General features: G+C 69.9%; 25 protein-coding genes. 7 read left to right on the top strand and 18 right to left on the bottom strand.

Translation table 11 applies throughout. The features are described 5' to 3' along the window. Positions 1 to 35: 35 nt before the first annotated feature. Entirely contained in the window at positions 36 to 1,754 is a 1,719-nt protein-coding gene (ilvD, locus tag AC30CM_RS08445) for a dihydroxy-acid dehydratase (protein WP_490116397.1), read from the top strand. A 6-nt stretch (positions 1,755 to 1,760) separates the two neighbouring features. Here ilvD and AC30CM_RS08440 read toward each other — a convergent pair whose 3' ends face one another. Beyond that, complete coding sequence (locus AC30CM_RS08440; protein WP_490116396.1) at positions 1,761 to 2,063, bottom strand: hypothetical protein; 303 nt, start codon at positions 2,061 to 2,063, stop codon at positions 1,761 to 1,763. Between the two features lie 122 nt (positions 2,064 to 2,185). After that, positions 2,186 to 2,560 carry an SRPBCC family protein gene (locus AC30CM_RS08435; protein WP_490116395.1) on the bottom strand — a complete coding sequence of 125 codons (375 nt, stop codon included), beginning with the start codon at positions 2,558 to 2,560 and terminating at the stop codon, positions 2,186 to 2,188. 115 nt (positions 2,561 to 2,675) lie between these two features. Between AC30CM_RS08435 and AC30CM_RS08430 the strand changes: the two genes are divergently transcribed. Further along, positions 2,676 to 3,164 (top strand): sigma factor, encoded by a 489-nt coding sequence (locus AC30CM_RS08430; protein WP_490116394.1) that lies wholly within the window; start codon positions 2,676 to 2,678, stop codon positions 3,162 to 3,164. Here the strand turns inward: AC30CM_RS08430 and AC30CM_RS08425 are convergent. The 5 genes from AC30CM_RS08425 to AC30CM_RS08405 are packed head-to-tail and all read right to left on the bottom strand — an operon-like array spanning position 3,151 to position 7,006. After that, positions 3,151 to 3,819: an O-methyltransferase gene (locus AC30CM_RS08425; RefSeq protein WP_490116393.1), complete on the bottom strand. Its 669-nt coding sequence runs from the start codon at positions 3,817 to 3,819 to the stop codon at positions 3,151 to 3,153. The genes AC30CM_RS08430 and AC30CM_RS08425 overlap by 14 nt on opposite strands. Next, positions 3,816 to 4,310, bottom strand: coding sequence for a TIGR04338 family metallohydrolase (locus tag AC30CM_RS08420; RefSeq protein ID WP_490116392.1), 495 nt, complete (start codon positions 4,308 to 4,310; stop codon positions 3,816 to 3,818). Before AC30CM_RS08420 ends, AC30CM_RS08425 begins: the two co-directional genes overlap by 4 nt. A gap of 9 nt (positions 4,311 to 4,319) precedes the next feature. Then, the gene (locus AC30CM_RS08415) at positions 4,320 to 5,069 is read right to left on the bottom strand and encodes a DUF2786 domain-containing protein (RefSeq protein ID WP_490116391.1); all 750 of its coding nucleotides are present in this window, start codon (positions 5,067 to 5,069) and stop codon (positions 4,320 to 4,322) included. 15 nt (positions 5,070 to 5,084) lie between these two features. Further along, positions 5,085 to 6,146: a hypothetical protein gene (locus AC30CM_RS08410; protein ID WP_490116418.1), complete on the bottom strand. Its 1,062-nt coding sequence runs from the start codon at positions 6,144 to 6,146 to the stop codon at positions 5,085 to 5,087. Positions 6,147 to 6,154: 8 nt separating this feature from the next. Then, positions 6,155 to 7,006 (bottom strand): alpha/beta hydrolase, encoded by an 852-nt coding sequence (locus AC30CM_RS08405; protein WP_490116390.1) that lies wholly within the window; start codon positions 7,004 to 7,006, stop codon positions 6,155 to 6,157. Between the two features lie 82 nt (positions 7,007 to 7,088). Here AC30CM_RS08405 and AC30CM_RS08400 point away from each other — a divergent pair, with 82 nt between their 5' ends. After that, positions 7,089 to 8,072, top strand: a complete 984-nt coding sequence (locus tag AC30CM_RS08400) for a sigma-70 family RNA polymerase sigma factor (protein WP_490116389.1) — start codon at positions 7,089 to 7,091, stop codon at positions 8,070 to 8,072. A gap of 110 nt (positions 8,073 to 8,182) precedes the next feature. Next, positions 8,183 to 9,307: an NDMA-dependent alcohol dehydrogenase gene (locus AC30CM_RS08395; RefSeq protein ID WP_490116388.1), complete on the top strand. Its 1,125-nt coding sequence runs from the start codon at positions 8,183 to 8,185 to the stop codon at positions 9,305 to 9,307. Here the strand turns inward: AC30CM_RS08395 and AC30CM_RS08390 are convergent. Further along, positions 9,286 to 9,747: a MarR family winged helix-turn-helix transcriptional regulator gene (locus AC30CM_RS08390; protein WP_490116387.1), complete on the bottom strand. Its 462-nt coding sequence runs from the start codon at positions 9,745 to 9,747 to the stop codon at positions 9,286 to 9,288. The genes AC30CM_RS08395 and AC30CM_RS08390 overlap by 22 nt on opposite strands. Positions 9,748 to 9,818: 71 nt before the next feature. On the opposite strand from AC30CM_RS08390, the gene AC30CM_RS08385 reads away from it, so the two are divergent. Both AC30CM_RS08385 and AC30CM_RS08380 read left to right on the top strand, forming a co-directional pair. Next, positions 9,819 to 10,583, top strand: a complete 765-nt coding sequence (locus tag AC30CM_RS08385) for a pirin family protein (protein WP_490116386.1) — start codon at positions 9,819 to 9,821, stop codon at positions 10,581 to 10,583. After that, complete coding sequence (locus AC30CM_RS08380) at positions 10,561 to 11,871, top strand: PQQ-dependent sugar dehydrogenase (protein ID WP_490116385.1); 1,311 nt, start codon at positions 10,561 to 10,563, stop codon at positions 11,869 to 11,871. The genes AC30CM_RS08385 and AC30CM_RS08380 overlap by 23 nt, the downstream gene beginning before the upstream one ends. Positions 11,872 to 11,873: 2 nt before the next feature. Here the strand turns inward: AC30CM_RS08380 and AC30CM_RS08375 are convergent, their stop codons facing one another. After that, positions 11,874 to 13,550, bottom strand: a complete 1,677-nt coding sequence (locus AC30CM_RS08375) for an HNH endonuclease signature motif containing protein (RefSeq protein ID WP_490116384.1) — start codon at positions 13,548 to 13,550, stop codon at positions 11,874 to 11,876. Between the two features lie 122 nt (positions 13,551 to 13,672). Beyond that, positions 13,673 to 14,104 carry an SRPBCC family protein gene (locus AC30CM_RS08370; protein ID WP_490116383.1) on the bottom strand — a complete coding sequence of 144 codons (432 nt, stop codon included), beginning with the start codon at positions 14,102 to 14,104 and terminating at the stop codon, positions 13,673 to 13,675. A gap of 229 nt (positions 14,105 to 14,333) precedes the next feature. On the opposite strand from AC30CM_RS08370, the gene AC30CM_RS08365 reads away from it, so the two are divergent. Then, a complete protein-coding gene (locus AC30CM_RS08365) occupies positions 14,334 to 15,389 on the top strand; it encodes a phosphodiester glycosidase family protein (RefSeq protein ID WP_490116382.1) in 1,056 nt (351 codons plus the stop codon). A gap of 2 nt (positions 15,390 to 15,391) precedes the next feature. Here the strand turns inward: AC30CM_RS08365 and AC30CM_RS08360 are convergent, their stop codons facing one another. The 8 genes from AC30CM_RS08360 to AC30CM_RS08325 all read right to left on the bottom strand — a co-directional run bounded on the left by AC30CM_RS08360 (position 15,392) and on the right by AC30CM_RS08325 (position 26,179). Continuing rightward, the gene (locus AC30CM_RS08360) at positions 15,392 to 17,959 is read right to left on the bottom strand and encodes a hypothetical protein (protein WP_490116381.1); all 2,568 of its coding nucleotides are present in this window, start codon (positions 17,957 to 17,959) and stop codon (positions 15,392 to 15,394) included. Between the two features lie 524 nt (positions 17,960 to 18,483). Beyond that, positions 18,484 to 19,530: a mammalian cell entry protein gene (locus AC30CM_RS08355; RefSeq protein WP_490116380.1), complete on the bottom strand. Its 1,047-nt coding sequence runs from the start codon at positions 19,528 to 19,530 to the stop codon at positions 18,484 to 18,486. Next, positions 19,497 to 20,060 carry an Rv1363c family protein gene (locus tag AC30CM_RS08350; protein ID WP_490116379.1) on the bottom strand — a complete coding sequence of 188 codons (564 nt, stop codon included), beginning with the start codon at positions 20,058 to 20,060 and terminating at the stop codon, positions 19,497 to 19,499. The genes AC30CM_RS08355 and AC30CM_RS08350 overlap by 34 nt, the downstream gene beginning before the upstream one ends. Further along, the gene (locus AC30CM_RS08345) at positions 20,057 to 21,058 is read right to left on the bottom strand and encodes an RDD family protein (protein WP_490116378.1); all 1,002 of its coding nucleotides are present in this window, start codon (positions 21,056 to 21,058) and stop codon (positions 20,057 to 20,059) included. Before AC30CM_RS08345 ends, AC30CM_RS08350 begins: the two co-directional genes overlap by 4 nt. Further along, positions 21,055 to 21,816 carry an Rv1363c family protein gene (locus AC30CM_RS08340; protein ID WP_490116377.1) on the bottom strand — a complete coding sequence of 254 codons (762 nt, stop codon included), beginning with the start codon at positions 21,814 to 21,816 and terminating at the stop codon, positions 21,055 to 21,057. The genes AC30CM_RS08345 and AC30CM_RS08340 overlap by 4 nt, the downstream gene beginning before the upstream one ends. Beyond that, positions 21,786 to 23,336, bottom strand: coding sequence for an MCE family protein (locus AC30CM_RS08335; RefSeq protein ID WP_490116376.1), 1,551 nt, complete (start codon positions 23,334 to 23,336; stop codon positions 21,786 to 21,788). Before AC30CM_RS08335 ends, AC30CM_RS08340 begins: the two co-directional genes overlap by 31 nt. A gap of 3 nt (positions 23,337 to 23,339) precedes the next feature. Then, positions 23,340 to 24,479 (bottom strand): virulence factor Mce family protein, encoded by a 1,140-nt coding sequence (locus AC30CM_RS08330; RefSeq protein ID WP_490116417.1) that lies wholly within the window; start codon positions 24,477 to 24,479, stop codon positions 23,340 to 23,342. 20 nt (positions 24,480 to 24,499) lie between these two features. After that, complete coding sequence (locus AC30CM_RS08325; RefSeq protein ID WP_490116375.1) at positions 24,500 to 26,179, bottom strand: virulence factor Mce family protein; 1,680 nt, start codon at positions 26,177 to 26,179, stop codon at positions 24,500 to 24,502.

The following is a 26,179-nucleotide window of genomic DNA, read 5'->3' as shown; positions in this document are numbered from 1 at the left end:
CGGGCGGCTCCCAGGTCGGGCGCATAATCGTGCCCATGCCCTCAGAGACTCCCTCAGCGTCCGGCGCACCCGACATCAAGCCCCGCAGCCGCGACGTCACCGACGGCCTGGAGAAGACCGCCGCCCGCGGCATGCTGCGCGCCGTCGGCATGGGCGACGACGACTGGGCCAAGCCGCAGATCGGCGTGGGTTCGTCCTGGAACGAGATCACGCCGTGCAACATGTCGCTGCAGCGGCTGGCCCAGGCGGTCAAGGCCGGTGTGCACGACGCCGGCGGGTACCCCCTGGAGTTCGGCACCATCTCGGTGTCCGACGGCATCTCGATGGGCCACGAGGGCATGCACTTCTCGCTGGTGTCGCGCGAGGTCATCGCCGACAGCGTCGAGACCGTGATGCAGGCCGAGCGACTCGACGGTTCGGTGCTGCTGGCCGGCTGTGACAAGTCGATCCCCGGCATGCTGATGGCGGCCGCGCGCCTGAACCTGGCCAACGTCTTCCTCTACAACGGGTCCATCATGCCCGGGGTCGCCAAGCTGACCGACGGCACCGAGAAGGAAGTCACGATCATCGACGCCTTCGAGGCCGTCGGCGCGTGCGCGCGCGGGTTGATGTCGCGCGAGGACGTCGACATCATCGAGCGCGCGATCTGTCCGGGCGAGGGCGCCTGCGGCGGCATGTACACCGCCAACACCATGGCCTCGGCCGCCGAGGCGCTCGGAATGTCGTTGCCGGGCAGCGCTTCTCCGGTCGCCATCGACTCCCGCCGCGACGAGTACGCCCGCCGCTCCGGCGCTGCGGTCGTCGAGATGCTGCGCCGCGGCATCACCGCGCGCGACATCCTCACCAAGGAGGCGTTCGAGAACGCCATCGCCGTCGTCATGGCGTTCGGCGGCTCGACCAACGCGGTGCTGCACCTGCTCGCCATCGCCTGGGAGGCCCGGGTCGAGCTGACGCTGGCGGACTTCACCCGCATCGGCAGCAAGGTGCCCCACCTCGCCGACGTGAAGCCGTTCGGCCGCCACGTGATGAAGCACGTCGACGAGATCGGCGGCGTGCCCGTGGTGATGAAGGCGCTGCTGGACGCCGGCCTGCTGCACGGGGATTGCCTCACGGTCACGGGCCAGACCATGGCCGAGAACCTGGCCCACATCGAGCCGCCGGACCCCGACGGCAAGGTGTTGCGTGCCATGAACAACCCGATCCACCCCACCGGCGGCATCACGATCCTGCACGGATCGTTGGCCCCGGAGGGTGCCGTGGTGAAGTCGGCGGGCTTCGACTCGGACGTGTTCGAGGGCACCGCACGGGTCTTCGAACGCGAGCGGGCAGCGCTGGACGCCCTCGAGGACGGCACCATCACCCACGGCGACGTCGTGGTGATCCGCTACGAGGGCCCCAAGGGCGGTCCCGGAATGCGGGAGATGCTGGCGATCACGGGTGCGATCAAGGGCGCCGGCCTGGGCAAGGACGTGCTGCTGATGACCGACGGCCGGTTCTCCGGTGGCACCACGGGCCTGTGCGTGGGGCACATCGCGCCCGAGGCCGTCGACGGTGGACCCATCGCGTTCGTCCGCGACGGCGACCGGATCCGCCTCGACGTGGCCAACGGCACGCTGGACATCCTGGTCGACGAGGCCGAATTCGAGTCGCGCAAGGCCGGTTTCACCCCGCTGCCCCCGGTGTACGAGACCGGCGTGCTGGCCAAGTACGTCAAGTTGGTGGGCTCGGCGGCCGTCGGCGCGGTCTGCAGCTAGACCGCACTACGGGCACTGCCCGTTGTTGACGCAGCCGGGTGCCGGGGTGGCCTTGAGGGTCGGCGACGCATCCGAGGTCTGCTCCATGGGCGCGGCCGTGGGCAGGCTCGTCACGGGCTCGTCGACGGTGGTGGTCTCGAGCGTCATCCCCGGCACGACCGGTTGCACGTAGGACGTCGTGGTCGCCGAGGCTCCCGAGCCCTTGGCCAGGGCTGCCGGGCCGGGGCCGCCGGCGACCGCGACGATCACGGCGGCGGCCGCCACCGCGCAGACGGCCACGGTCGATCCGATCCTCTTGACGGTGGGCATGGGCTGCTCCTTCCGGACGGTGGCAGGAGTCGACGCCGACCTCTGCAGTCAAGGCCGGAAGCCGATGACAGTCAAGTGGTTGTACAAGTGTTTGGATGAATTCGGCAGCAACCGCACGAGGTCTAACCGGCCGCCGCCAGCCCCTCGATACGGCGCAGCGCCCAGGCCAAGACCGGGAGATACCCCGGCGCCCACCAGGGCGCGCTCATCCAGATCCGGGCTCCGCCGGGCACCGGGTCCACCCCGTGCCGCGTCGCCGGCACCCCGGCCACCGTCCACCCCCAGGATCGGCCGGGCACGAACTCGGTGATCTCGAACGGCAGCGGCACCCCCACCGGCGTCCACACCCTCCCCCGGGAGCCGAGCGTCAACACCTCGCCGTCCATCTCGGCCCGCGACACCGTGGGCCCCCACCGCGGCCACTCCCGCAGATCGGTGAGCACGTCCCACGCGCGCTCGGGCGTCGCACCGATCACTCGGTTCACCGTGAAGGCCATGGGCTATCGGTGCCCTGCCGGTCAGCGCACCAAACTCCCCTCCGACCAGGTTTGCGGACGGGTCGCGCGGGGTATTGAACGCACGCTTGACAAGAAGGCTCAACGAGGAGGCTCAGTGACTGCTGCGCTCGCGTCGCTCATCGACGGCATCTCCCGCGGCAGCTCCGACGATCTGCTGCGTTTCTACGACCGCACGTCCGCGCGGGTGTTCGGGGTCATCGGCAACCTGGTGCCCGACCCGGACCAGCGCGAGCGCGTCATGGAGGACATCTACCTCGAGGTGTGGGAGAAGGCCGCAGACTACGACCCCGACGAGATGTCCCCGGGGGCCTGGCTCATCACGCTGGCCCACCAGCAGGCCGTCGCGCACTCGCGCAGCGGCGCCGCGCCCACCGACGTGGTCGGGCTCCCGGAGTCCGCGCCCGAACTGGACGCGCTTCCCGCCCTGCAGCGCAAGTGCGTCGAACTCACCTACTACCGCGGCATGACGCTCAGCCAGGCGTCGACCCACCTCGGCATGACGGAGGCGGCCGCCACCGAGACGCTCACCGATGCCGTTGGCGGGCTGGCCCCCGCCCGCGAGACGCTGCCTACCGCGGGCTGACGCGGGCCACCGCGAAACCGTCCCACCCCTTGGCGCCGACGGTCTGGATGGCGGCGGCCTCCAGCTGCGGGTGTTCACCAATCATCGCGAACACGTCCCGCACGGCGCGGGCCTGCCGGTCGTCGGGGGCGGGATCCAGGACACGGCCCATCCGGGCGATGTTGTCGACGACGATCACCGCGCCCGGCCGCGCCAACCGGACGGCCCACTCCACGTAGGCGACGTTATTCTCCTTGTCGGCGTCGACGAAGAAGAAGTCGAACGTCTCGCCCCGCTCGGCGAGTGCCGGCAGACCGTCGAGCGCTGCCCCCACCAGGATCTCGACGCGGTCGCCCACCCCGGCCCGGTCGAGGTTCGCGCGGGCCACGTCGGCGTGGGCCTGGGCGTACTCCAGCGTGACCACGCGTCCCGTCGGCCCGACACCGCGCGCCAGTGCGATGGTGCTGTAGCCGGCCAGCGTCCCGATCTCCAGCACGCTGCTCGCCCCGGCGATGGTGGTCAGCAGCGTCAGCAGCTTGGCGTGCTGAGCCGACACCTCGATGGGCGGCATCGCCGCCGCGTCGGCCGCCTCGCGGGCAGCGGTCAGCGCGGCGTCTTCGGTGTGCAGCAGACGTCCGAACAGGTCGTCGAGGGCAGCGGGATCCGGGGTGGTCATGTCGTCGAGACTCCTTCTTTGTCGTAGACCACGCGCAGCACGTGCGCGACCTCCGGCCCCATGACGACGTCCGCCAGCTCGCAGAACGTCGTCACGAACGCCGGCCCGTGGGCGGGTGCCACCGGGCTCAGGTGATGGGCCACCTCGTGCAGCACGACGAGTTCGCGCATGGCCCAACCGGTTCCGGTCTCGGGCACCGCGATCACGGCGGCGTCGTCGCTGCACTCGTAGTGGGCGGCCCGCACGCCGCGGCGGCTCCGCACCCGCAGGGCGGGCGTGCCGGGCCAGCGCTCGCGGACCGCGGGCAGCGCCAGCACTCGATCGAGGTACTCCTGGACCGACGCCACCGACCCGAAGCGCGCCTCGGGCGGCAGCGTCAGCTGCGTCCCGAAGAAGTCCACCGCGTGGCCGCGGGCGGCGGCGCGGTCGAACAGCGTGCGGACGAACTCCTCTGCGGCGTACACCCGGGAGCGCTGCGCGTCGCGCGTCACGGTGCGCCGTCAGCGGTCCAGCGCACCGCGCGACCCGGACAGCTCGGTGGTGGGCCCCAGCCGCGCCCGCGCACCCGCGCGGTCACCGGCACGCCGTGCGGCCGACGAGTAACCCGCCGAGGCGGTGGTGGCCCGCCAAGTGCCCCGCGCCTTCGACGCCTCGCGGTAGAACGACTTCAGCTCGAGATCCTTGTTGCGCAGCGCAATCGCGGTGCCCGGGCGGTCCTCGCGCACCGCGGCGGCCTCGCGTTGGGCCTCCTCGCGGGCCGCGGCCAGGCGCTGACCCACCCGCGCCCCGAAGGCCAGCTGGAAGTTGAGCCGCGCGGTGATGGTGGGCGTGGGCCGGTGCTGGCCGCTGGCGATGTAGGCCTCCGAGGCCTTCACCATCTGCAGCACCAGGCTGGCGTACAGCGCGTGGGTGGCGTCGACGTCCTCGGCGAAGCCGTACGCGTAGACGAACGTCGAGTTCGACGCCACGTCGCACTTCACGTCGTTGGCGGCGGCGATCACCACGAACAGCTGCACGTAGGTGCGCAGCCCCTTGGTGCCCGCCTCGCCGATGGTGACGGTGCGCTGCACGGGCGCTTGGGCCGCGGTGCGCGTCGCCGAATGCGCCCGCGCCACGGCCAGGTCGATCGACGTGGTGGTGGCCAGCCGTTGCGCGGCCGCCATGAATGCCTCGGCCTCGTGGGCGTTCTCGGTGTTCTCGGCCTGCCGCAGCAGCGCTGCGATGCGGGCCAGCATCTTGTCGTCGCTCATGGGTCGACCATGCACCTACCTACCGACGAAACCGTCGAGCGCGGTGACGAGCTGCGGTGACAGCGGGTCCTGCTTGGCGTAGTTGGCGACGCTGTCGGTCGGGTCGTCGCGCAGCACGTGGTTGACGCCCTTGAGCTGGACGGCCGTCAACTGGGTGTGCGCCAGCGCGTCGAACAGCGGCTTCTCGGACGCGCAGTTGGCCTGCGCGTCGGAGTCCGAGCACGTCGCCAATACCGGCATGCCCGCGGGGAGCTTCGCCGCCAACGCCTGCGGATCGATCTGGTCGGCCTCCACGACGGCCTTCACGTTGCCGGGGTTCAGGACGGCGCCGAGCCCTTCCGGCAGCTGCTTGGGTGCGGTGCCCTGCGTGCGCGCTTCGACGACGGCGGCGTTCCACGCGGCCAGCACGTCGTCGGCCTGCTGGCGCGTCTTGGCCCCCGACGCCACGGCGGCGTCGACGTCGGCCCGGACGCGTCCGGTGATGATGTCGAGATAGCGCGCCGACAGCGGCTGGAACAGCCCCAGCGAGTGCACCTGCAGCGCATCGGGTGCGGTGTCGGTCGCCAGCGCCATGGCGTGCACCGTGCCCTCCCCCAGCGCGTAGATCGAGATGCGCGCCTTGTCGGTGCGCGTCTGCCCGGCCAGGAACCGCGCGGCCGCCTTCGCGCCCGCGGTGTACACGGCGCTGCCGACGTCCTGCGGCTTGGTGGCGTACGGCCCGAGGCCGGTCTTGCCGGTGCCCACCTTGTCGTAGCGCAGCGTCGCGACGCCCTTCTCGGACAGGTACTGCGCGAGCTGACGCATGTTGCCCACCGGGCCCGCGACGGCGTTGTCGCCGTTGCGGTCGGTGTTGCCGCTCTCGGAGATCAGCAGCGCCGCGGGACCGGGTGCCGCGCCGTCGCGGTGTCGGTAGGTGCCGTAGAGGGTCAGCCCGTCGGTGGTGAACGTGACGTCCTCGTCGACCCAGCCCGACGGGTCGGCCACCGGTGTCGCCGACCCGGTCGACGGGGCCGCCGGACCGCCGGAGGCGCAACCGCTCACGCACAGGGCCGCCAGCAGCACCGCGAACCAGCGCATCAGCGCCGTCACAGGCGCGCCTCGATCCACCGCACCACGTCGTCGAGCACCTCGTCGCGCTCGGGTTCGTTGAACACCTCGTGGAACAGGTGCGGGTACGCCTGCAACGTCGCGTCGGTGGAGCCGACGTGCGCCATCAGCTTCCTGCTGCCCGCGACGCCGACCAGGCGGTCGTCCTCGCCGTGCACCACCAGCAGCGGTGCGGTGAGCGCGGCGGCGCGCTGCGGCATGGTCTGGCCCACACCGATGAGCGCCTTGGCGATGCCTGCGGGTAGGCGGCCCAGGTGCACCATCGGGTCGGCACGGTAGGCCGCGACCACGGCGGGGTCGCGGGACACGGCGTCGGCGTCCAGCTTCTCGACCGGCAACCCCGGCAGCAGGCCGCCGAGGAGGTTGGCCGCGGTGATCATCACCGGTGACACGCCGTCCTGGGCGTCCACCGCGGGCCCCGACAGCACCATCAGGTCGTAGTCGCCGACGTACTCGGCGCCGTAGCTGAACACGACGCCACCGCCCATGCTGTGGCCCAGCACGACGCGGGGCAGCGTCGGATGCTCACGTGCGGCGATGCCCGCCAGGGCGTGGAAGTCGGCCACGTATTCGGCCATCTCGCGCAGGTACACGCGCTTGCCCCCGGAGCGGCCGTGTCCGCGCTGGTCCAGCGCGTAGGTGAGCAGCCCTGCGGCGCCGAAGCGACGGGCGACGTGGTCGTAGCGGCGGGCGTGCTCGGCGTAGCCGTGGCACAGCACGACGACGCCGCGGGGCGCGACCTGCGGGGTCCAGACGTCGTAGACGATGCGGACGCCGCCGACGCCGGCGAAGCTGCGTTCGGTGCGGGTTGCGGAGGGGGTTTCGGCCACCATGGGAGGTTATCGGTCCTGACACACCGGCGCCGTCGTCGACCGCCCGTGCTCGTCGGTGCCGGACAGTAGGCTCGGCCCCGTGAGCGTGCTCGCCTTCGACTCCAGGGACGCATTCCTCGCCGACGCTCAGCGGTACCGGCGGGAACTACTCGCGCACTGTTACCGGATGACCGGCTCGCTGCACGACGCCGAGGACCTGGTGCAGGAGACCTACCTGCGGGCGTGGAAGTCCTACGAGGGGTTCCAGGGCCAGTCGTCGGTGCGCACGTGGCTCTACCGCATCGCCACCAACGCCTCGCTGACCGCGCTCGACGGACGCAAGCGGCGCCCGCTGCCCAGCGGGCTGGGCGCGCCGGCGTCCGACCCGACGGGCGACATCGCCCAGCACCCGGAGATCACCTGGCTGGAGCCGCTGCCGGACGCCCCGCACGACGATCCCTCGGATCCGTCGGTGATCGCCGAGTCGCGGGAGTCGGTGCGCCTGGCGTTCGTGGCCGCGCTGCAGCACCTGTCGGCGCGGCAACGGGCCGTGCTGGTGCTGCGCGAGGTCTTGCAGTGGAAGGCGTCGGAGGTGGCCGAGGCCATCGGGTCGTCGACGGCGGCGGTGAACAGCCTGCTGCAACGTGCGCGCGCGCAGCTCGACACCGTCGCACCCTCGCCGGACGACGGTGCCGCCGCGCCGGATTCGCCGGAGGCCAGGGACCTCTTGGCCAAGTACGTGGCGGCCTTCGAGAACTACGACATGGAGCAGCTGGTCACGCTGTTCACCGCCGACGCGGTGTTCGAGATGCCGCCGTTCGACGGCTGGTATTCGGGTCCGGCCGACATCGTCACGCTGTCCAAGACGCATTGCCCGGCCGAGGGCGCCGGCGACATGCGCTTCACCATGCTCACCGCCAACGGTCAGCCGGCGGCGGCGCTGTACATGCTCAACCGCGAGACGGGTCGGCACGAGGAGTTCCAGCTGCACGTGCTGGACGTGCGCGCCGACGGTATCGCCCACGTGGTGGCGTTTCACGCCGACGGCCTGTTCGCGAAGTTCGGCCTGCCGGTGCACCTCTGACTCACGGTCCATCGCGGGGTGCCTGATCCACGACGCGTCGTGACCGGCCAACGCCCTGTTCAACGGCGTCGTCGACGGCGATATTAGAACGTGTTCCATGATCGCGTCCCATGAAGACCAAGGGCGCCCTGCTGTGGGAACTCAACTCTCCGTTCCGGGTCGACGAGATCGATCTCGGCGACCCCGTTGCCGGCGAGGTGCAGATCCGCATGCACGCCGCGGGCATGTGCCACTCCGACTACCACCTCACCACCGGTGCGACGCCGATCGGGCTGCCCGCCCTCGGCGGGCACGAGGGTGCCGGCGTGGTGACGAAGGTGGGCCCGGGCGTCACGGCCGTCGAGGAGGGCGACCACGTCATCCTGGCGTTCATCCCCGCCTGTGGCTCGTGCCCGCCGTGCCTGAAGGGCTTCCGCTCGCTGTGTGATCGCGGCGCGCTGCTGTTGGGCGGCAAGGCGATCGCCGACGGGACGTCGCGGGTGCGGGCGGGTTCGCACGACGTGTCGCCGATGAATCTGCTCGGCACGTTCGCGCCCTACATGACGGTGCACCAGGACTCGGTGGTCAAGATCGATCCGGACGTGCCGTTCGAGACCGCCGCCATCATGGGCTGCGCGGTGCCCACCGGCTTCGGGTCGGCCACCAACGTCGCCGACGTCCAGCCCGGGGAAACGGTGGCCGTCATCGGCGTGGGCGGCATCGGGATGAGCGCGCTGCAGGGCGCGGTGATCTCGGGCGCCCGGCACGTCATCGCGATCGACCCCAACGAGTGGAAGCGCGATCAGGCCATCAAGTTCGGCGCCACGCACGTCTACCCGTCGATGGCCGAGGCCATCATGCCGATGATGGAGCTCACGTACGGCCTGATGGCCGACAAGACGATCATCGCGGTGGGCGAGATGCGCGGCGAGTACGTCGAAGAGGCGATGATCCTCACCGCCAAGACCGGAACGTGCGTGGTGACGGGCATGGGCTCGATGGTCGACGCCGACGTCAAGCTCAACCTGTTCCTGTTCACGATGTTGCAGAAGACGTTGAAGGGCAACATCTTCGGCGGCGGTAGCTCGCACGTGGAGACGCCGCGCCTGGTGGGGCTGTACAAGTCGGGCGTCCTCAACGTCGACGACATGGTGACGCGCACCTACCGGCTCGAAGACATCAATGACGGTTACCAGGACATGCTCGACGGCAAGAACATCCGCGGCGTGATCACCTACGACGAATCGGACTGGTAGCCCAGCCGCTGCAGCACGCGGGCCGTCCAGCGGCCGACGACGTCCAGGTCGGCGGCCGACAGGCCGTCGAACACCACGCTGCGCACCAACTCGGCGTGCCCGGGCGCGGCGGCCTTCAGCGCGTCACGGCCCTGCGCCGTGAGGTCGACGGTGGCGGCGCGGCGGTCGTCGGCCGCGCCCGCTCGGCTCACCAGACCCCGGGTGCGCATCCGGCTGAGTTGGTGGGAGAGCCGGCTCTGCTCCCACCCCAGCCGCTCACCCAGGTCCGACATTCGGCATGCCCGCAGGTCGGACAGGGCCACCAGGACGTCGTAGTCGGCGAGCGAGAGGCCGCAGTCACGCTGCAGTTGGCGGTTCATGGCCGCCTGCAGGCGGGCCGTCATGGCGAGGTGGTCTTGCCACACCCGGAGCTGGTCGTCGGAGAGCCACACGGAATACATGACACATCATCCATGTTGTCGTGTCCAGCGCCCGCCACCTAGGCTGGCGACGGACTCCCGAGGAGCGAACCATGACCACAGCCGAAACCGTCGACGTGCGGCGCGCCGGCGACCGCGCGACCACCAAGATCTCGTGGCTGGACTCCAAGCACTCGTTCTCGTTCGGGGGCAACTACGACCCGAGCAACACCCACCACGGCCTGCTGCTGGTGAACAACGACGACGTCGTCACCCCCGGCTCCGGCTTCGAGACGCACCCGCACCGCGACATGGAGATCGTCACGTGGGTGCTGCGCGGGTCGCTGGTGCACCAGGACTCCACCGGGCATTCCGGGGTCATCTATCCCGGCCTGGCACAACGGATGTCGGCCGGCCGGGGCATTCTGCACTCGGAGAAGAACGACTCCTGGACGCTCACCGGCGATGCCCAGCACGCCGAGCCCGTGCACTTCGTGCAGATGTGGGTGGTCCCCGACGAGTCCGGCATCACGCCGGGTTATCAGCAGATGGAGATCGACGACGAGCTGCTGCGCGGCGGCCTGGTGACCATCGCGTCGGGCATGCCCGAGCACGCCGGTGAGGCGGCCATCTCGATCCGCAACCGCTACGCCGCCCTCAAGGGCGCGCGGTTGCAGCCCGGCGACACCGTCGAGCTGCCACAGGCGCCGTACCTGCACCTGTTCGTTCCCCGCGGCGAGGTGACGTTGGAGGGCGCCGGCGCGCTGCACGAGGGCGACGCCGTCCGGTTCACCGCATCGGGTGGGCAACGAGTCACGGCCACCGAGCCGTCCGAGATCCTGGTCTGGGAGATGCATGCGAGTTTGGCAGCGGCATAGCGGGAAGGCCGGGGTCTTCGCAGGGATGGCCCTCGCGGTGACGACCACGGTGCTGGCGGCGTGTTCCTCGGCGCCGTCGCCCGCACCGACCTCGTCGCCACCGGTCCAGACCGCCGGGCTCGAGGAGGTGACGGTGCAGGTGCCCGACGATCTGGGCGCCGCACCGTTCGACGAGCCGCGAAAGGCGCTGGTGCCCAAGGGCTGGACACTGTCGGTGTGGGCACGGCTGCCCGAACCGCGACTGCTGGCGTGGGCGCCCGACGGCAACCTGCTGGTGTCGGCGCCGAGTACGGGGCAGGTCATCCGACTGCAGCCCACCGGCGCCGGGCCGATGGACGAGCTGCTGCTGGACGGTCTCGACCAACCCCACGGCCTGGCGTTCCAGGGGTCGACGCTCTACGTCGCCGAGAGCGACCAGATCGACGCCTACGACTACGCCGACGGGGAGGTCACCAACCGGCGCACCGTCGCCACCGGCCTGCCCGATGCCAAGAGTCCGGACCTGCGGGGCGCCTATGCCCATGCACTCAAGAGCGTCGCGGTGGGACCCGATGGCGCCGTGTACTTCTCGATCGGATCCACGGGCAACGTGTCGGCCGCGGATCGCACGGCCACCCCGCCCCGAGCGGTGATCATGCGGGTTCCCCCGGGCGGTGGGCCCGCAACGCCGTTCGCGACCGGCGTGCGCAACGGCACCGGGCTGGCGGTGGCCCCGGACGGCAGCCTGTGGACGGCCAACAACGGCCGCGACAACGTGCCGTTCCCCGAGGAGGGACCGGACTACGGCAAGGTGCTGCCCGACTACGTGGCCGAGCACCCGCGCGAGCAACTCGCGAAGGTGACGCCGGGCCGCGAACTCGGCTGGCCGTACTGCAACATCGACGGCGGCCCGGCGAACCTGCCGTACCTGCGCGACGCGCAGACCAATCCCGACGGCAGCAAGCTGGACTGCGCGGCGCTGCCGCCGGTGGAGCAGAGCTTCGGCGCGCACTCTGCGCCGCTCGGTCTCAGCTTCACCGCGGGCCAGCTGCCCGAGCCGTATGCCAGCGGTGCACTGGTGGGCGTCCACGGGTCGTGGAACGCGGACCCGCCGCGCGCACCCGAGGTGTCGTTCTTCCCTTGGCGCGACGGCACGTTGGGTGATCAACAGACCCTGGTGGGCGGTTTCCAGGCCGACGACGGCAGCCGCTGGGGCAGGCCGGTCGCCGCAGTGGTCGGCCCCGATCGTGCGGTGTACGTCAGCGACGACGACGCCAACGCCATCTACCGCCTGGCACCTCCGGCCTAGGGCTACCACGGTGGGTCCTGTTCTCGATCAATTGTTTTCGCGTTGGCGTGGCGTTCGTCGGTGATGGCTTGGCGGCGGGCTGCCGCGCGGGTGGCCGGGCGGCGCGGCATGGTCAGGCCCGCGGTGTGCTTGCCCGGCGGGGCGCTGGTGAGGGCGACCGGGGCGGTGGGGCGGCACAGTTCGGGGAAGAGCAGCCGGCTGCCGGGGGTGGTGCGGTAGGTCTGCCCGTCGGGCGCGGTCCACACGACGGTGCCGTCGGGGAATTGCTCGTCGCGCCAGCCCGGCCAGAACGTCTTGAGCAGGTGATGTTCGCGGCACAGGCATTTCAGGTTCGACGCGCACGTCGGACCCACCGGCCAGGCGACGGTGTGATCGAGGTCGGTGACCGTGGCCGGTCGGGCACATCCGGGGAACCGGCACGTCAGATCCCGGCACCGCACGAACTCCGCCAGCGCGCGTGAGGGCCGATACCGCGGCTGCGGGGGCGCCTGCCCAGGGTGGATCAGCCGGCGGATCCGGCCGTGCCCGGCCGCGTGGGCGATGACCGCCGCGGGTAGCACCGCGCCCCCGAGGATCACCCCGGGATCGGCGGCCGACGCCTCGCCCGGATCGGCGGCCAACGCCTGCGACAGTCCGGTCAGGGTGTAGGTGAACCACGGCTTGGGCAGCAGCGGGGCACGGGCGCCAGACAGGGCGCGGCGTTGAGCGGTGAGATCACCACCACGGGGCGTGGAAGCGGAATCGTCTGCAATGAAGTTCTTTTCAGACGTGCTGGGCCCATCGGCGGTACCGGGCGAGGCCCCGTCAGCACGGTCCGCGCTATCGGTGGTCACGGGATTCTCGGCGCTGCCCGCCTCCGGCCTCGGCTCGTCGAGTGCGTCCTGGCGGGCGATCACGTGCACGATCACCCCACCCCCGGCCGGCCGGCTCGCCGCCGCACACCCCTCGGTCTCACACAGGCACGGCAACCGATCCCACCCGAACGCCATCGCCCCCACCGCCGCCGCCCGCCGCTGATCCACCGTGCGCGGATCGGCCGGACACGGCGTGGCCGCCAACGCCGCGATCCGCGCCTCGGCGGCCTTGGCGTCGGTGGCCAACACCGTCGCCTCCAGATACCCCACCCCCGACCCGTCCTCGACGTGCACCTCCACCCGACAACCCCGCGCCCGCTCCCGCGTACGGCGCACCGCGAACGGATCGTGACGGGCGATCACCGCGTCCACCGCCCGCTCGGCCGCCCCCACCGACAACGCCCCCGGCCCGGCCACCACCTCGGCCAGCTCCGCATCCACGGCCGCCAGCGCGTCACGGTCCTGGATCAGCAGCGTGCGCGCACACAGCACGTGCACCAGCCGATACGAGACGTCGCCGGCGGCGAACACCGCCGCCAGCCGCGGCAGCCGCTCCCGCAACGTCACCGCATCCATCAACAACCCCGAGGCCACCCCACTGGTCACCTCGTGGGCCGCGCCGATCTGGGCGCACACCGCACCCCAGTTGTCCAGACGCCACTGCTCCCGGTCGGCCGATCCCACCTCGGCATGGGCGGCGGCCAGCAGATCGGCCATGTGCGACAGCCGCGCCGCGCACGCCGCGTTCTCCAACCGCGCGCACGCCCGCAGTCCCGCCGCCGCCGTACGCGCCGCGACGACCTCGGCCACCAAGACTTCGAACACCTGTTCTACGATACCGACCCCACCCACCGGCCACCAGCACCATCACCCCCACCTGTGGATGAATCCACCACTGGGGATGAACACCCGAAAACGTCAGCGCGGCATGCTAATACACGCCGCGCTCACAGCCCGTTGAGCACGCGCGTCAGCTGCGCCTCGACATCGCCCGCCAGCTTCTCGAACGCCAGCTTCATGGCGGGCGTCAGCAGCTTCGCCGCACCCTTCATCTGCAGATCGGCGTGATAGGTGACCACCGACCCCTCACCGTCGGGGTCCACCGTGATGGTGTCGGTACTGGTGGAGTTGTCGTTCTCGCCGACGAACTCGATGGTCCGGTGGTCCAACCGATTCAGGTGGTAGACGAGCTTGGCCGTGACGCCGAAGATCTTCGATTCGTTGCGCCACGACGAACCCACCTTGACGGGGCCGTCGTCGATGCGCGTGCACGTCTGAGTGCCGGGATCCCACTCCTCGGCGTTGCCGAAGTCCTTGAGGTAGTCGATGACCCGTGCGGGCGGCGGGGTGACGGCGAACGAGCGCTCTACGGAGACCATGGCGCGGGATTACCCCGCCCGTCGTCGATCCACGCCCGCCCGACGATCGACCAGGCCCACGACGTCGCCGACGAGATGCGTGGCAAATCCGTCGGGACCGTCCCGTCACCACGCCGTGATACCAGCGTGACGAAAGTTGACAGCGTGTCACCTGTGATTATTGTTATCTCAGCTAGCGAGAGGGGTTCCGGTGCGCAGGAGGACCGCAAACTTTCGGCGCCTCGCTCGGATGGCGTGCGCCTACGCCACCACCATGACGGTGTGCGCCTCCCTGGCGTCGACCACCGGCGCACCGCACGCCCGCGCGGCCGACGCCCGCGAGTTGCTCGCCGGCGCCATCGCCAACACGCGTGGGGCCTACCTGGTCTACAACTTCGGCGCCGGCCACGCCGCCCCCATGCTCAACGCGGCAGGCAACTGGTACGAGTCGTCCGGCGGCGGCCACCTGATGATCATCAAGGGCGCCTCCCAGCGGCTCACCCCCCGCCTGCTCGTCGACACCCACTCCGGATACCAGGCGCGCTGCGAACGAGATCCCCGCGCCCGCACCGGCGAAGGACTGTGGCAGGCCTCCGAGACCTACTCCCCCCTGCAGGCGTGGCAGGCACTGGGACGCCCCACCATCGCCATCAACGCCAACTTCTTCGACGTCCGCGGCCAGCAGGGCGGTTCGTGGAAGACCACCGGATGCACGTCACCGTTGGGCGCCTACGTCGACAACACCCGGGGCCAGGGGCGCGCCAACGCCGCCGTCACCGGCACCATCCCCTACGCGGGCAAGCAGGGCCTCTCGGCAGGCAACGAGGTGTGGACCGCGTTGAGCACCATGATCCTGCCCGTCGCCGGCGCCCCCTACGTGGTGGCGCCCACCAGCGACACCGATTACGACGCCGCCACCAGAACCGTCACCGAACTGGTGAACAAGGGCACCCGGTTCGTCGCCGTCGCCGGTCTGCACCTGTTGGCCCCCGGCGACACCGGGCAGATGAACGACGGCGGGCCCAGCGCCGCCCGCACCGCCCTGGCCTACTCCCGCACCAAGGACGAGATGTACGTCTTCCAGGGCGGCAGCTACACCCCCGACCAGATCCAGGACCTCTTCCGCGGCCTCGGCAGCGACACCGCGATCCTGCTCGACGGTGGCGGATCGTCGGCCATCGTGCTCCGGCGTGAGGCCGGCGGCATGTGGGCGGGAGCGGGTTCGCCGCGGGGATCGTGTGACACCTACGAGGTGCTGTGCGACTCCCGCGAGCGCGCCCTACCCAGCTGGCTGGCGTTCAGCTGACGTCACGCAGCGTCGGACGCCCCCGCGGCACCGGCACCGGATTCCCCTGCCGCACCGGAGGTCTCGGCACCACCGGCCGCACCGGCAGCCGGCTTGACGGCCTTGTCCTTGCCGGCCGACGACGGCGAAGCGGCGGTCTTGGGCGTCGAGGCGTTGGCACTGTCGCGGACGACGTTGAGCGCCGGCTTGCCGCTCTTGGGCTCGTCGTCGGGCTTCGCGTGCTTGGGGGTCGTGGTGCTCGCGGCCGGCGTCGACCCGTCGTCGGGCTTGGCGTGCTTGGGGGTCGACGACGTGGCATCACCCGCTGCGTCGTCCGTGCCGTCCTTGGGGTCGCCGGCTTGCGAGCCGGCCTGCTCGGTGGTCCCGCCCGTGGTCGGCTGCTTCTCGTCCGGCGTGGCCTGCTCGGGCGCCTGCTCGTCGGTCTTCTGCTCGTCGGTCTTCTGCTCGTCGGTCTTCTGGGGCTGGGTGGCCGCGTCCTTCGACGGCGTGTCGGCCGGCTTGCCCTCGGAGGCTTGGCCCTTGGCGGGCTGCTCCTGATCGCCTGCCTGCTGCGATGACCCTGCCTGCTGCGACGACTCGGACGCGCCCGACAGCGACAGCCGCGAGAACGTCGCGTTGACCTCGGGTACCGACGACGCCGCCTGGGGGGCCAGGTTGGCACCGGGCAGTTGCCCCGTCAGCCCGCCGAGCAGACCGCCCAGCAGCCCACCCACGACGTTGCCCAGCCCGCCGACGACGTTGCCCAGTCCACCGATCAGACCTCCGAGCGGGTTGCCCGCCGCACCGCCGAGGGGCACGCCGCCGCTGGGGTTGAGCAGGCCCCCGTTGGAGAACACCGCGTCGACGAGCGATTGCAGGACGTTGGGTCCGGTGGGCGTGGGGTTGGCGCTGAAGAACTCCTTCTGGAACCCGGTCATCAACGCGTTGACCGAATCCACCAGCGCGCGACCGTAGTCGATGTTCGCGAACGACAGGAACGGCGTCTCGGTGCCCGCCGTGGTGTAGTCGCGCGTATAGGTGCCGTCGGGGTTCTGCGACACGTTGGCGTAGCCGATGTTCGTCATGATCGACAGCGCCGGGGCGAGAGCGTTGGCCAGCCGCATCGGAAGCTGTGCCAGGGGGCTCAGCCCCACCAGGTTCAGGAAGTCCGACGCCAGGTAGAGCGGTTCGAGCAGGGGCAGCGTCTTGGACTTCAGCGTCAGATATCCGTTGAGCGACAACGGTTGTCCGGCGACGATGCCGCTGGTGAGCTTGTTCGTCAGGTCGGCGATCTGATCGTCGAGTTCGGCGGCGGTGATGCCGCGCATCATGTAGGTCGGCGACAACGCGGCGGCCAGGTTGTTGAACAGCGTGAACGCATTGGGCCACGACGCCAGGTCCGACATCGGCTGGTACTCGTAGGTCGCGTCGATCATGATCGGGAGGACGTTGGCCCCGCCGACGTGCAGACCCAGCGGCGTGATGCCGCTGAGCGGGTTGTTGCTGTCCCCGGTGAGCGCGGTGGTCGGGTTCAGCGTGTTGATGCCGAACAATGCTGCGATCGAGGCGAATCGGGCCAGCGCGCCGCCGTCGGGGCGGGCCGGGTTGTTGAGCAGGATCATCGGCAGCACCGTGAGGCTGCCGAGCAAGGGCGTCGCCTCGTTGCTCTGGTATTGCGAACCCCCGGGCTGTGTCTTGAGCTGGTTGATGATCTGCTCGTAGGCCATCGCGGCCGCGAACGCGCCGATGCCCGTGCCCACGACGGGCGTGAGTCGCAGGTGCAACGCGTCCGGCACCAGCCCGGTGACCGGGTCGACGACGCCGGTGATCGTGGTCAGCTGGTCGATGAGCGCGTTGAGCCGCTGGGTGACCGTCGGGGTACCCGGTAGCGAAATGCCCAGGCCGCCGAGCAGGGTGTCGAGCAGCCCGAGATTGAGCGTGTCGGGGTTCGCCTTCTCCAGCAGTCCACGCACGGTGTCCAGCAGACCGTCGACGCCGACCTCGAGGTAGGGCGTGTTGCCCACCTCGCCGGCGATGGTGTTCGGCAGCGCCGGGGTCCACCCCAGGTCCAGACCCAACAGCTTGAAGAACAGCGGTGCGTCGCCCGCGGTGACGACGTTCACGCCGGGCAGGTCCAGGTTCGAGAGGTTGAACGGATTGGCCAGGTCGAGGCCCAACAGCGCCAACAGGCCCGACAGCGTGCCGTTGGTGACCTGCTCCAGACCCACCAGCTTCAGCAGGTTGGTGACGAGCGGGATGTCTTGCGGCTTGAGGATCCCGTCGAGGATCGGCAGATCCACCGAGATGGCACCGAGCAAACCGGGCAGCAGGCTCGCGGGGATGCCGGCGAGCAGCTTGTTGAGCAGGCTCTTAGGGTCCACCCCCGCGGCCTGCGCGACGGCCGCGAGGTTGAGGCCGTTGACCACCTGGCGGATCAGCTGGTCGGCGATCGCCTGATTACCGCCGTAGATCGCCGACCCGGCGCCCCCGGTGAGATCCGGCACCTGGGCGCGCGGTGGCAGCAAGCTGGTTGCAGCCGCCAACCCCACGGCGTCCGCGCGACCGTCCTGGGTCTGATGCGGGGCGGGCACCGCGCCGACGGTCAAAGCTGAGACCGTCGCTGTGGCCGTCGCGGCGACGGCAGCCCGCCGTGCTTGGCGACGTGCTGTCCGGTGCATGGCTGCCATCTGACCAGTCCTTTCGGGCACAGTGTGTCCTGTCTCACAGGACGTTAGCACTGACGCCCGCGCCAATTCCAATCATTGCTCAGCTAACGGTGTGCACCACCCGTCACATGTTCCAGATATGGACCTTTTGACAATTGAAGGACTTTGTCACGGGGTGCCTACAGCAAAGATTCAGCCACTGCCGAGCAAAGCCGGGGGCCGATGCAGGGATGCCGGCGGACGCGCACGACACCCGGCGGCGAAGTTTGCCGCGTTCGTACCATTTCGCTGATTTGCCGAGACCGGAGACCCGCGCACCGGACAAACCCGTGAACTGTCGACGCGCAGGCGGAGCGCTCAGCCCCGGCTAGCTACTTGTCACCGCAATCTTCGCGCGGCACTGCGCGGCGTGCCAGCTCGTTTGCTGGACGCCGACCGGTCGCGGCCGATCAGAGCCGCGGGGTGAGGTCCAACGACGTCACCGCGGTCATCCGCGTGATGAGCCAGCGGTCGTCGCGGCGCTCCATCGACAGCCGATAGGACAGGTACCGCAGTGACGGGATGCCCTTGGTCACCGGGCTGGTGGCCACCGAGTTCGTGAACACCAGCGCACTGGCCTCGGTGGGGGTCAACGACTCCACGGCGGCACCCATCACCTGCGTCGCGTTGCTCACCTGCGCCTGCTTGTTCGACTCCACGATCGAGTCGATGTAGCGGCGGTAGTCCGCGGCGAAGTCGCCTCCGAGGTACTTCGCGGCGCGGTCGGGCAGGGTGTCCATGTCGTCGGGCGTGTACGTCCACAACGTGGTGATGGCATTGGCGGCCACCTCGGCCACCTCGAACTTGGTCTGCACCTCGGCCCGAGAGCTCAGGTATGGCTGCACCTTGGCACCGGCGAACGCCGCCGCGGCGACGAACAGCACGCCCGCGGCCACCGTCGCGACCTTGAGTTTGCGCCCCGCAGTGCGGTGCGGGACCAGAATCGGTTCGGGCTCGGGCTCGGGCTCCGGTTCGGGCCCCGGTTCGGGCGCGGTCGCGCCCGGCTCGGCGGTGTCTGATTCGGCGGTGTCAGATTCGGCGGTGCCAGACTCGGCGGTCTCAGATTCGGCGACACCCGGCTCGGCGACGCCCGGCTCGGGGGTCTCCGGCTCGGCGGTCTCGGGCTCGGGGGTCTCGGGCTCGGGGGCCTTCGCGCGACGCCACGAGAACCGCCGCTTGCGCGGCGTCTCGGCCACCGGTTCGGTGCCCGAGTCGACGGGACCCTCGGCCACCGGTTCGGCCGCCTGTTCGTCGGCGGCGGGCTCGGCTTCCTCGGTGGGCGCGGCCTCCTCGGCGGGCTCGGCCTCCTCGGCAGGGGCGGCCGCGACCTCGGGTTCCGGAGCTGCCGCGGTGGCCTTGCGCAGTTGCTGGCGCGGCAACCGGTGCCGACGGCCGGACTTGCCCTGCGGGACGGCGCCGGTGGTCAGATCACCTGAATCAGATTGCTGATCTTCCACTGCTGTCCTTCCTCGATAGTCGTTACCACCCAACGGTTTCCGCTCTCCACCGTCGACTTGCCGTCGGGCGAGGAAGTGGTGACCTTGGTGGCCACCAGGACGTCGGCGCTGCCGTTGTCGTTCCAGCGTTGCACCCCGGCCGCCAGCACCTCTCCGGTCGACGGTTCGGAGCGGGCCACCTGGATGACGATCTCGTTGTGCTTCTCGTTGAACTGCTTGGCGAAGTCGCCGGTGCCCTGCGCCATGATGCGGTCGGCGTAGTCGTTGGCGTTGAACGGATCCAACGTCGTGTACTTGGTCATGAAACCGCGGACGTAGTCGAGTGCAGCGGCGTCGCGCAGGTCGGTGCGTCGTTGACTCTCGTGCTGCACCAGCATGAACACCGTTGCCGCGATGGCGAGCGCGGCCACCAGCGCGGAGACCATCACCGTCACCGGCAACCCCCAGCGCAGCGGTGCCGGCTTGTCCACCCGGAACGCGAAGTACGTCTTGGGATCGAGCGTCGCGTCGATCCGGCGTTTGGGGCTCATCCGTTGTTCACGTTCATCAGGGGCGCCTTGAGCACCACGAGGTTGGCGACCTGCCAGCGGTCACCGGTCTTGTCGAAGTCGACGCGCACGGTGGCGGTGATGAAGCGCAGATCGGTCGGATTGTCGCCGCGCTGACCCTGCAGTGCGAGCAGCATGGCGGCGTGTGTCGCGGTGTTGTCCAGCACGGCGCTGCTGACGGCCCAGTACTCGTTGGTGACCACGCCGGCCTTGGCGACGGCTTCCTGCTGCGTCATGAGTTGGCCGCGGTACTCCTCGGTGGCGAGGTCCTGCGCCCGCTGGAAGTCGTCCTTGACGCTGTCCTTGCCGTAACTCAGCAGCTGTTCGACGATGCGCGGACCCTGCTCGGCGATCTGGCTGCGTGCCGCCTCCACCGCCCGGTCGTGGCGATAGATGGCCTGGTAGCCCAGACCGGCACCGGCCACGCACAGCACCGCCGCGGCCACCACGACCGCGCCCGCCTGACGACGCACGTTCCGCTTCTCCGGGTCGACGGGATCGACCACGCGGACCTCGGTGCGCGCCAACAGGTCGGCGAAGGTGCGGTGCCGTCGATCCCACAGCGGCCACAACCAGCCGAGGAACAGGGCCACCGTGTCGAGCAGGTGTGCCAGGTCGCGCACCAGCAGCCGGAACGCGCTCGCCGACCCGCCGTCTCGGCCTACCACGCGGATGCCGACCACGGCCCGGCCCAACGTCCAGCCGGTCACGGCCGGGACCACGGTGCGGTTGCACACCGTGGCAAGTGCCGCGATCACGGCGACCACCGTGTACACCCACCACACCCAGCCACGCACCGGCGCGGTGATCACCAGCAGTGCCATCGCCGCGATCACGACGACGCCGGGCACCACGTCGAGCAGCAACGCGGCCGCGCGCGCAGGCCACGAGGCCAGCGGCGGTGAGACCTCGACCGGGGTTGCCTCGTCGAGCAGCTCCGGGGCGGCCTCGGTGGTCGGTTCGGTGCTGACGTCCGTCACGAGGTGACCTGGTCGAGTTTGGCCACCTTGTACGTGCCGTCGGCGGGCGCCATCTTCACGCGCAACCGGTAACCCTGTTCGCGGTCGGCGGCCTCGGTGTTGGTCACCTTGGTGCGCAACGCCACCAGCACGTCGACGGATCCGTCGTCGTTGTTCTTCTCGACGGCGGCCCGCATGTCGCTGACCTGGATCTTGACGTTGGCGGCCTGGTAGGCCTCCACCAGGATGCTGCTGAACAGGCTGGCCTGGACGGCGAAGTCACCGGTGCCGCATTCGATGATCTTCGACTGGCTGGCGGTCATGGCGCTGACGTCGGGCGCCTGGGTGGCCGCCACGCACTCCTTGGCGCGCGCGACGGCCAGGGCGTCGTCGACCGCCATGGCATCGCTGGTGTGCTGCTGCTGCAACGCCAGGTACCCGCCGAAGCCCAGGCCGCCGGCGAGCAGCAGCAAGCCGACGAAGATGGCAGCGAACCAGCCGCGGCCCAGCTTCTCGGGGCGTCGTTCGTCGGCGGGGTCGACGGGCTGTTCCGGGGCCTCGCTGTTTGCGACCTCGGTGTCCGGGACCTCGGTGTCTGGGGCCTCGGTGTCTGGGGCCTCGGTGTCTGGGACCTCGGTCTTTGGGACCTCGGTGTCTGGGACCTCGGACCGTTCCGTGGCCTCGGTTGCTTCGGCGGTGTGCGAGTCGTCCTTCCGGTCGTCCTCGCCATGGGGCGGGTCGGTGGGGTTCAGCCGGCTGGTGCCAGCATCTCCTTCCATCCGTTGTCTCCTGGGTTGCTCGAGTTGTTGACGGAGTACGTGACCCCGTCAGGACCCACGACCTCTCCGCTCTGCGGGCTGTAGATCGCCCCCGGTCCCGATGCCGGAGTGTAGACACACGGGTTGGGCTGCTGGCCACTGCAGCTGACGCTGCCCTGGCCAGGGGCCGTGAGCGGGTCGCTCACCGGCGATGGCGGCGGGGGCAGCTTGTCGGCGGGAAGCGGGTTGAGTCCATTGTTGATCGACGGCGCCGGGATGACGTAACCGGGCTTCACCGGCTGGTCGCAGCGGGCGCCGGCCGCCGGGCAGGTGAGCACCTGGTTGGGGTCGCCGTACCAGGGGTTGGTGCCCGCCGGTTCGTAGGGCTCGTCGCTGCGGCACTCGCGGGGGGTGGCCGCGCGCTTGCCGGGCACGTCCGCGCACGGGTAGTTGCGTGCGCCACGCACCACGTTGCCCTGGTAGTCCTTCGGGATCTTGCAGTACGTTCCCGACGGCAGCGGCGCCATGCTGGTGTCGGCAGGCGACCGCCATTCGGGGGCTGGGACGAACCCCGTCAGACATGGCGGTGGCTGGTTGATCGACAGGCCGAAGTGCAGCAGGCCCTCGCCCTCGAAGATGGTGCCCGCCTGCGCGATCGATGCACCCTGCGGGAACACCACCAGCGCCTGCTCGATGCCCTTGTGGTAGCGCTTGAGCATGTCGTTGACGATCGCGAGGTTGGCCAGCGTCTGCGGTAGCGACTCCTTGACGTCGCCGAACACCGCGTTGAGCTGATCGGCGGTGGGCGCGGCCTGCTGTAGGCCACTGCGCAGCGCCTGGTCCTGCTCGGCGGTCTGCGCGGTGATGGTGTTGAGGTTCGCCGACCACCGCTGGATGGCGTCGCCGGACTCGACCTGGCTGTTCAGGATCGGCGTCGAGTTGTTGATGATGTCGTTGACCGGGTCGAGGTTGTTCTTGAAGTCGGTCGCGATCGCCGTCGTGGAGTCGACGAGGCGCTGCAGTGCGGGCCCGAGCCCGCCGACGGCTTCCGACGTCTCGGTGAGCAGCGAGTCGATCTTCTCCTTGGGCAGCACCGCCAGCCCCTGATTGGCGGCATCGAGTGCGGGCCCCACCTCACTGGGCACCGTGCTCTTGGTGATGGTGTCGCCGTTGGCGAGGAACCGCGTCGGGTTCGGATCGGTGGAGACCAGGTCGAGGTACTGCTCACCGATGGCCGACACCGAGTGCACGTTCGCCGTGGCGTCGGCCGGGATCTTGTAGTTGCTGTCGATCCGCATGGTGGCCCGAGCCCCCGTCTCCGTGGGCACCACCTCCGTCACCTTGCCGATGGTGCTGCCGAGGTAGGTGACGTTGGCGGTCGCGTACAGCCCGCCGGACCGCGGCAGGTTCGCGTGCAACTCGTACTGGCCGATGCCCATCAGGCTGGGCAGGCGCAGGTAGTAGAGCCCCAACGCCGCCAGCGCGATGAGCGTCAAGATCGTGAAGACGATCAGCTGGACCTTGATGACACGGGTCAGCATCGCTCACTCCCCCCTTTCCACCAGGGGACCACCCGGCACGCTGTGCGCGTTCGGCGTGAACCGCACGTCCGGGATCATCGTCGACGGATCGCGACCCCACGCCTGCTCGAGCGCCCGCAGCATGCCCGACACCCCGGTGCCCGACAGGAAGCCGTTGTCGATGGCCGACAGCGTCAGGTCCACGTTGAGCGACACGTTGATGTAGTCGCCGCGAACCACCTTCGGCACGTTCTCGATCGAGAACGGCGCCGTCAGGATCAGCTTCAGCGCACCGATCAGGTACGGCGAGGCCTTGCCCAGCTGGTTCAGCGGACGCTGCAGCAGGTTCAGGTTGCGCGTGATGTCCGGGTTCGCCTGTGACAGGGCGTCGTCGGTGGCCTTGCTGACGCGCCCCAGTGCGACGACGGCATCGGCGAACAGGTCGCGGGTGTCGGCGAAGTGCTTGATCAGCGGCGGGAACTCGGTGAGCACGCGGTCGAGCGTGTCGTTGCGCTGCGCGACGATCGACAGCAGCCGGTTGGTCGAGTCGATGGCGCGCGTGATGTCCTCGCGCTGCGCGTTCAGTTCGGCGGTGAACGTGTCGAGTCTGCCCAGGAATTCCCGGATCTGGTCGGCCCGGCCGGTCAGCACGTTGTTGATCTCGGTCTGGATGGTCTCCAGGTTGGGGATGCCGCCACCGGTGAGGATCGTGCCGATGCTGGCCAGCACGCGTTCGGTGGTGGGGAACGCCGAGGCGCGGTCCAGCGGGATGGTGTCCCCGCTGCGCAGCCGCTGCGACGACGGATCCGCGGGCGGGTCCAGTTGCACGTGCTGGCTACCGAGCAGCGACGTCTGGCCGATGGAGGCCAGCGCGTTCTCCGGCAGGTCGACGTTCGGCTGGACGTCCAGGGTGAGCGTTGCCACCCAGTTCTTCAGCTCGATGCGGCGGACGGTCCCGACGAACACGTCGGCGACACGTACCCGGCTGTTGACGTTGAGCGCCAACGTATCCGGCATCTGGACGTAGATCGTCATCTTGTCGCTGCCACTGCCCGGTCCGCCGGGCAGCGGCACGTTGGCGATGCCCTGCCAACCACACGACGTCAACACCAGACCGGCCATCAGCGCCACGAACGAGCGTTTGGCCAAGCGGGCCAACGGCATCGACTTCACCTTTGCGATCATCAGCCACCTGCCTCTGCGGGAAGCAGCGGTCCGGCGGGTGCGGGCGGCGGGCCGGGGTACGGCGGCGCAGGCGCGTTCACCACGCCCACCGGTGCGGGGGCGGGTCCGGGCGCGGGGGCGCTCATCGCACCACCCGGGTCACCCGGGATGACGCCGGGCGCCGGACCGGGCGGCGGCCCCGGCTGCGGGTACCACGGCGGTGGCAGCGGCGAGTTCTCGCCGTACGCGTTGGGCGGGCCGGGCAGCTTGCCGTTGGCCTGCACGCCGAAGGCCGGCGGCGCGGGCGGGATGGGCACGTCGGGCCCACCGAGCAACGCGGACAACGAATCCGGGGTCAGCATGTTCGCCGTGAACGGCTGCACCTGGGTGCCCTGCATGCCGGGTGCCACCACCCAACCGGGCTCGTGGTTGCCGTGCGAGAACAGGGTGTCGCGCGAGAAGATGCCCGGCACCGTGGTGTCCTTGTAACCCGGCGGCGGCTGCAACCGCGGCTCCGAGTACGCGATCTGCTTGGGCAGCGTCATCGCGGTGCTCACCTGGTTCAGGCCGAACGGCGGGTAGTTGAACTTCGTCGCGTCCAGGATGGGCGCCAGGTACTGCGCGCACAGCTCGGCCGAATCCTGGTAGCCCAGACGGCTTCCCGCCTGGATGGCACTGCACAGGAACTGCATCGGGTTGGCGTAGTTGTTGATCACCGGCAGGCCCACGATGCCGCCCTGGTTGGGCGAGCTGATGTTGACGATGTTGGCGCCCAGGTTCGGGAACACGTGCAGGCCGGTCTCCAGGCCGTCCCGCGGCTCGGGCTGCAGGATGGCGTTGGTGACGTCGGCGAGATTGTTGACGTCCTTGGTGAGCACCTGCGAGTTCTCGTTCAGGAAGCCCCGCGTGGTGGTGAGCAGCTGATTGAGATCCTGTACGGCCGTGGCCACTTCGCGATCGGTGTTGGTGAACGCGTTGGTGAACTGGGCCAGGTTGTCGTTCAGCTCGACGAACTGCCGGTCGTTCTTGTAGAGCGCGTTGACGAACAGCGCGAGGCTCTTCACCACGCCGAAGAAGTCGCCGCGGCCCTGGTTCAACGTGGTCAACGCTTCCGACAGGCTGTTGAGCGTCTTGTTGATCTCCTGCCCCTTGCCCGCGAGGCCGTCGGAGAACGACTCGATGACGTCGCCGAAGGGGCCCTTGGGCTGCTCCGGGGTGGGGCCGAGGTCGGTGAGGATGCGGTTGATGGAGTCGCGCAGCTCGTCGTACTCGACGGGCACCTGCGTCTGATCCTCCGGGATCACCGCGCCGTCCTTGAGCACCGGTCCGCCGGTGTAGGGCGGCGACAGCTGAATGGTGCGCGACGCCACCAGGCTCGGGTTCAGGATCGACGCCGTGACCTGTTCGGGCACCTTGTACTTCGACGCGTAGTGGAAGGTCACGCGCATCTTGTCGCCGGCAGGCTCGATCGAGTCGATCTGGCCCACCTGAACGCCCATGATCTGGACCTTGTCACCGGGATAGAGCGCCAGCGTCTGCGGGAACTCGGCGACCACGGTGTTGGTGGTCAGCTTCCGGTACAGGTTGTAGCCCAGCACACCCAGCACCAGTGCCACGACGATCACGAGGGCACCGACGATCACGGTGCCGCGGGACAGCGCCGGCAGCTTGATGTTGCGGACGTTGAAGATGGTCGACAT

It is taken from the genome of Mycobacterium sp. DHQP2018-32-09 (assembly GCF_058148405.1).
This window is presented reverse-complemented; position numbering and strand designations above follow the sequence as displayed.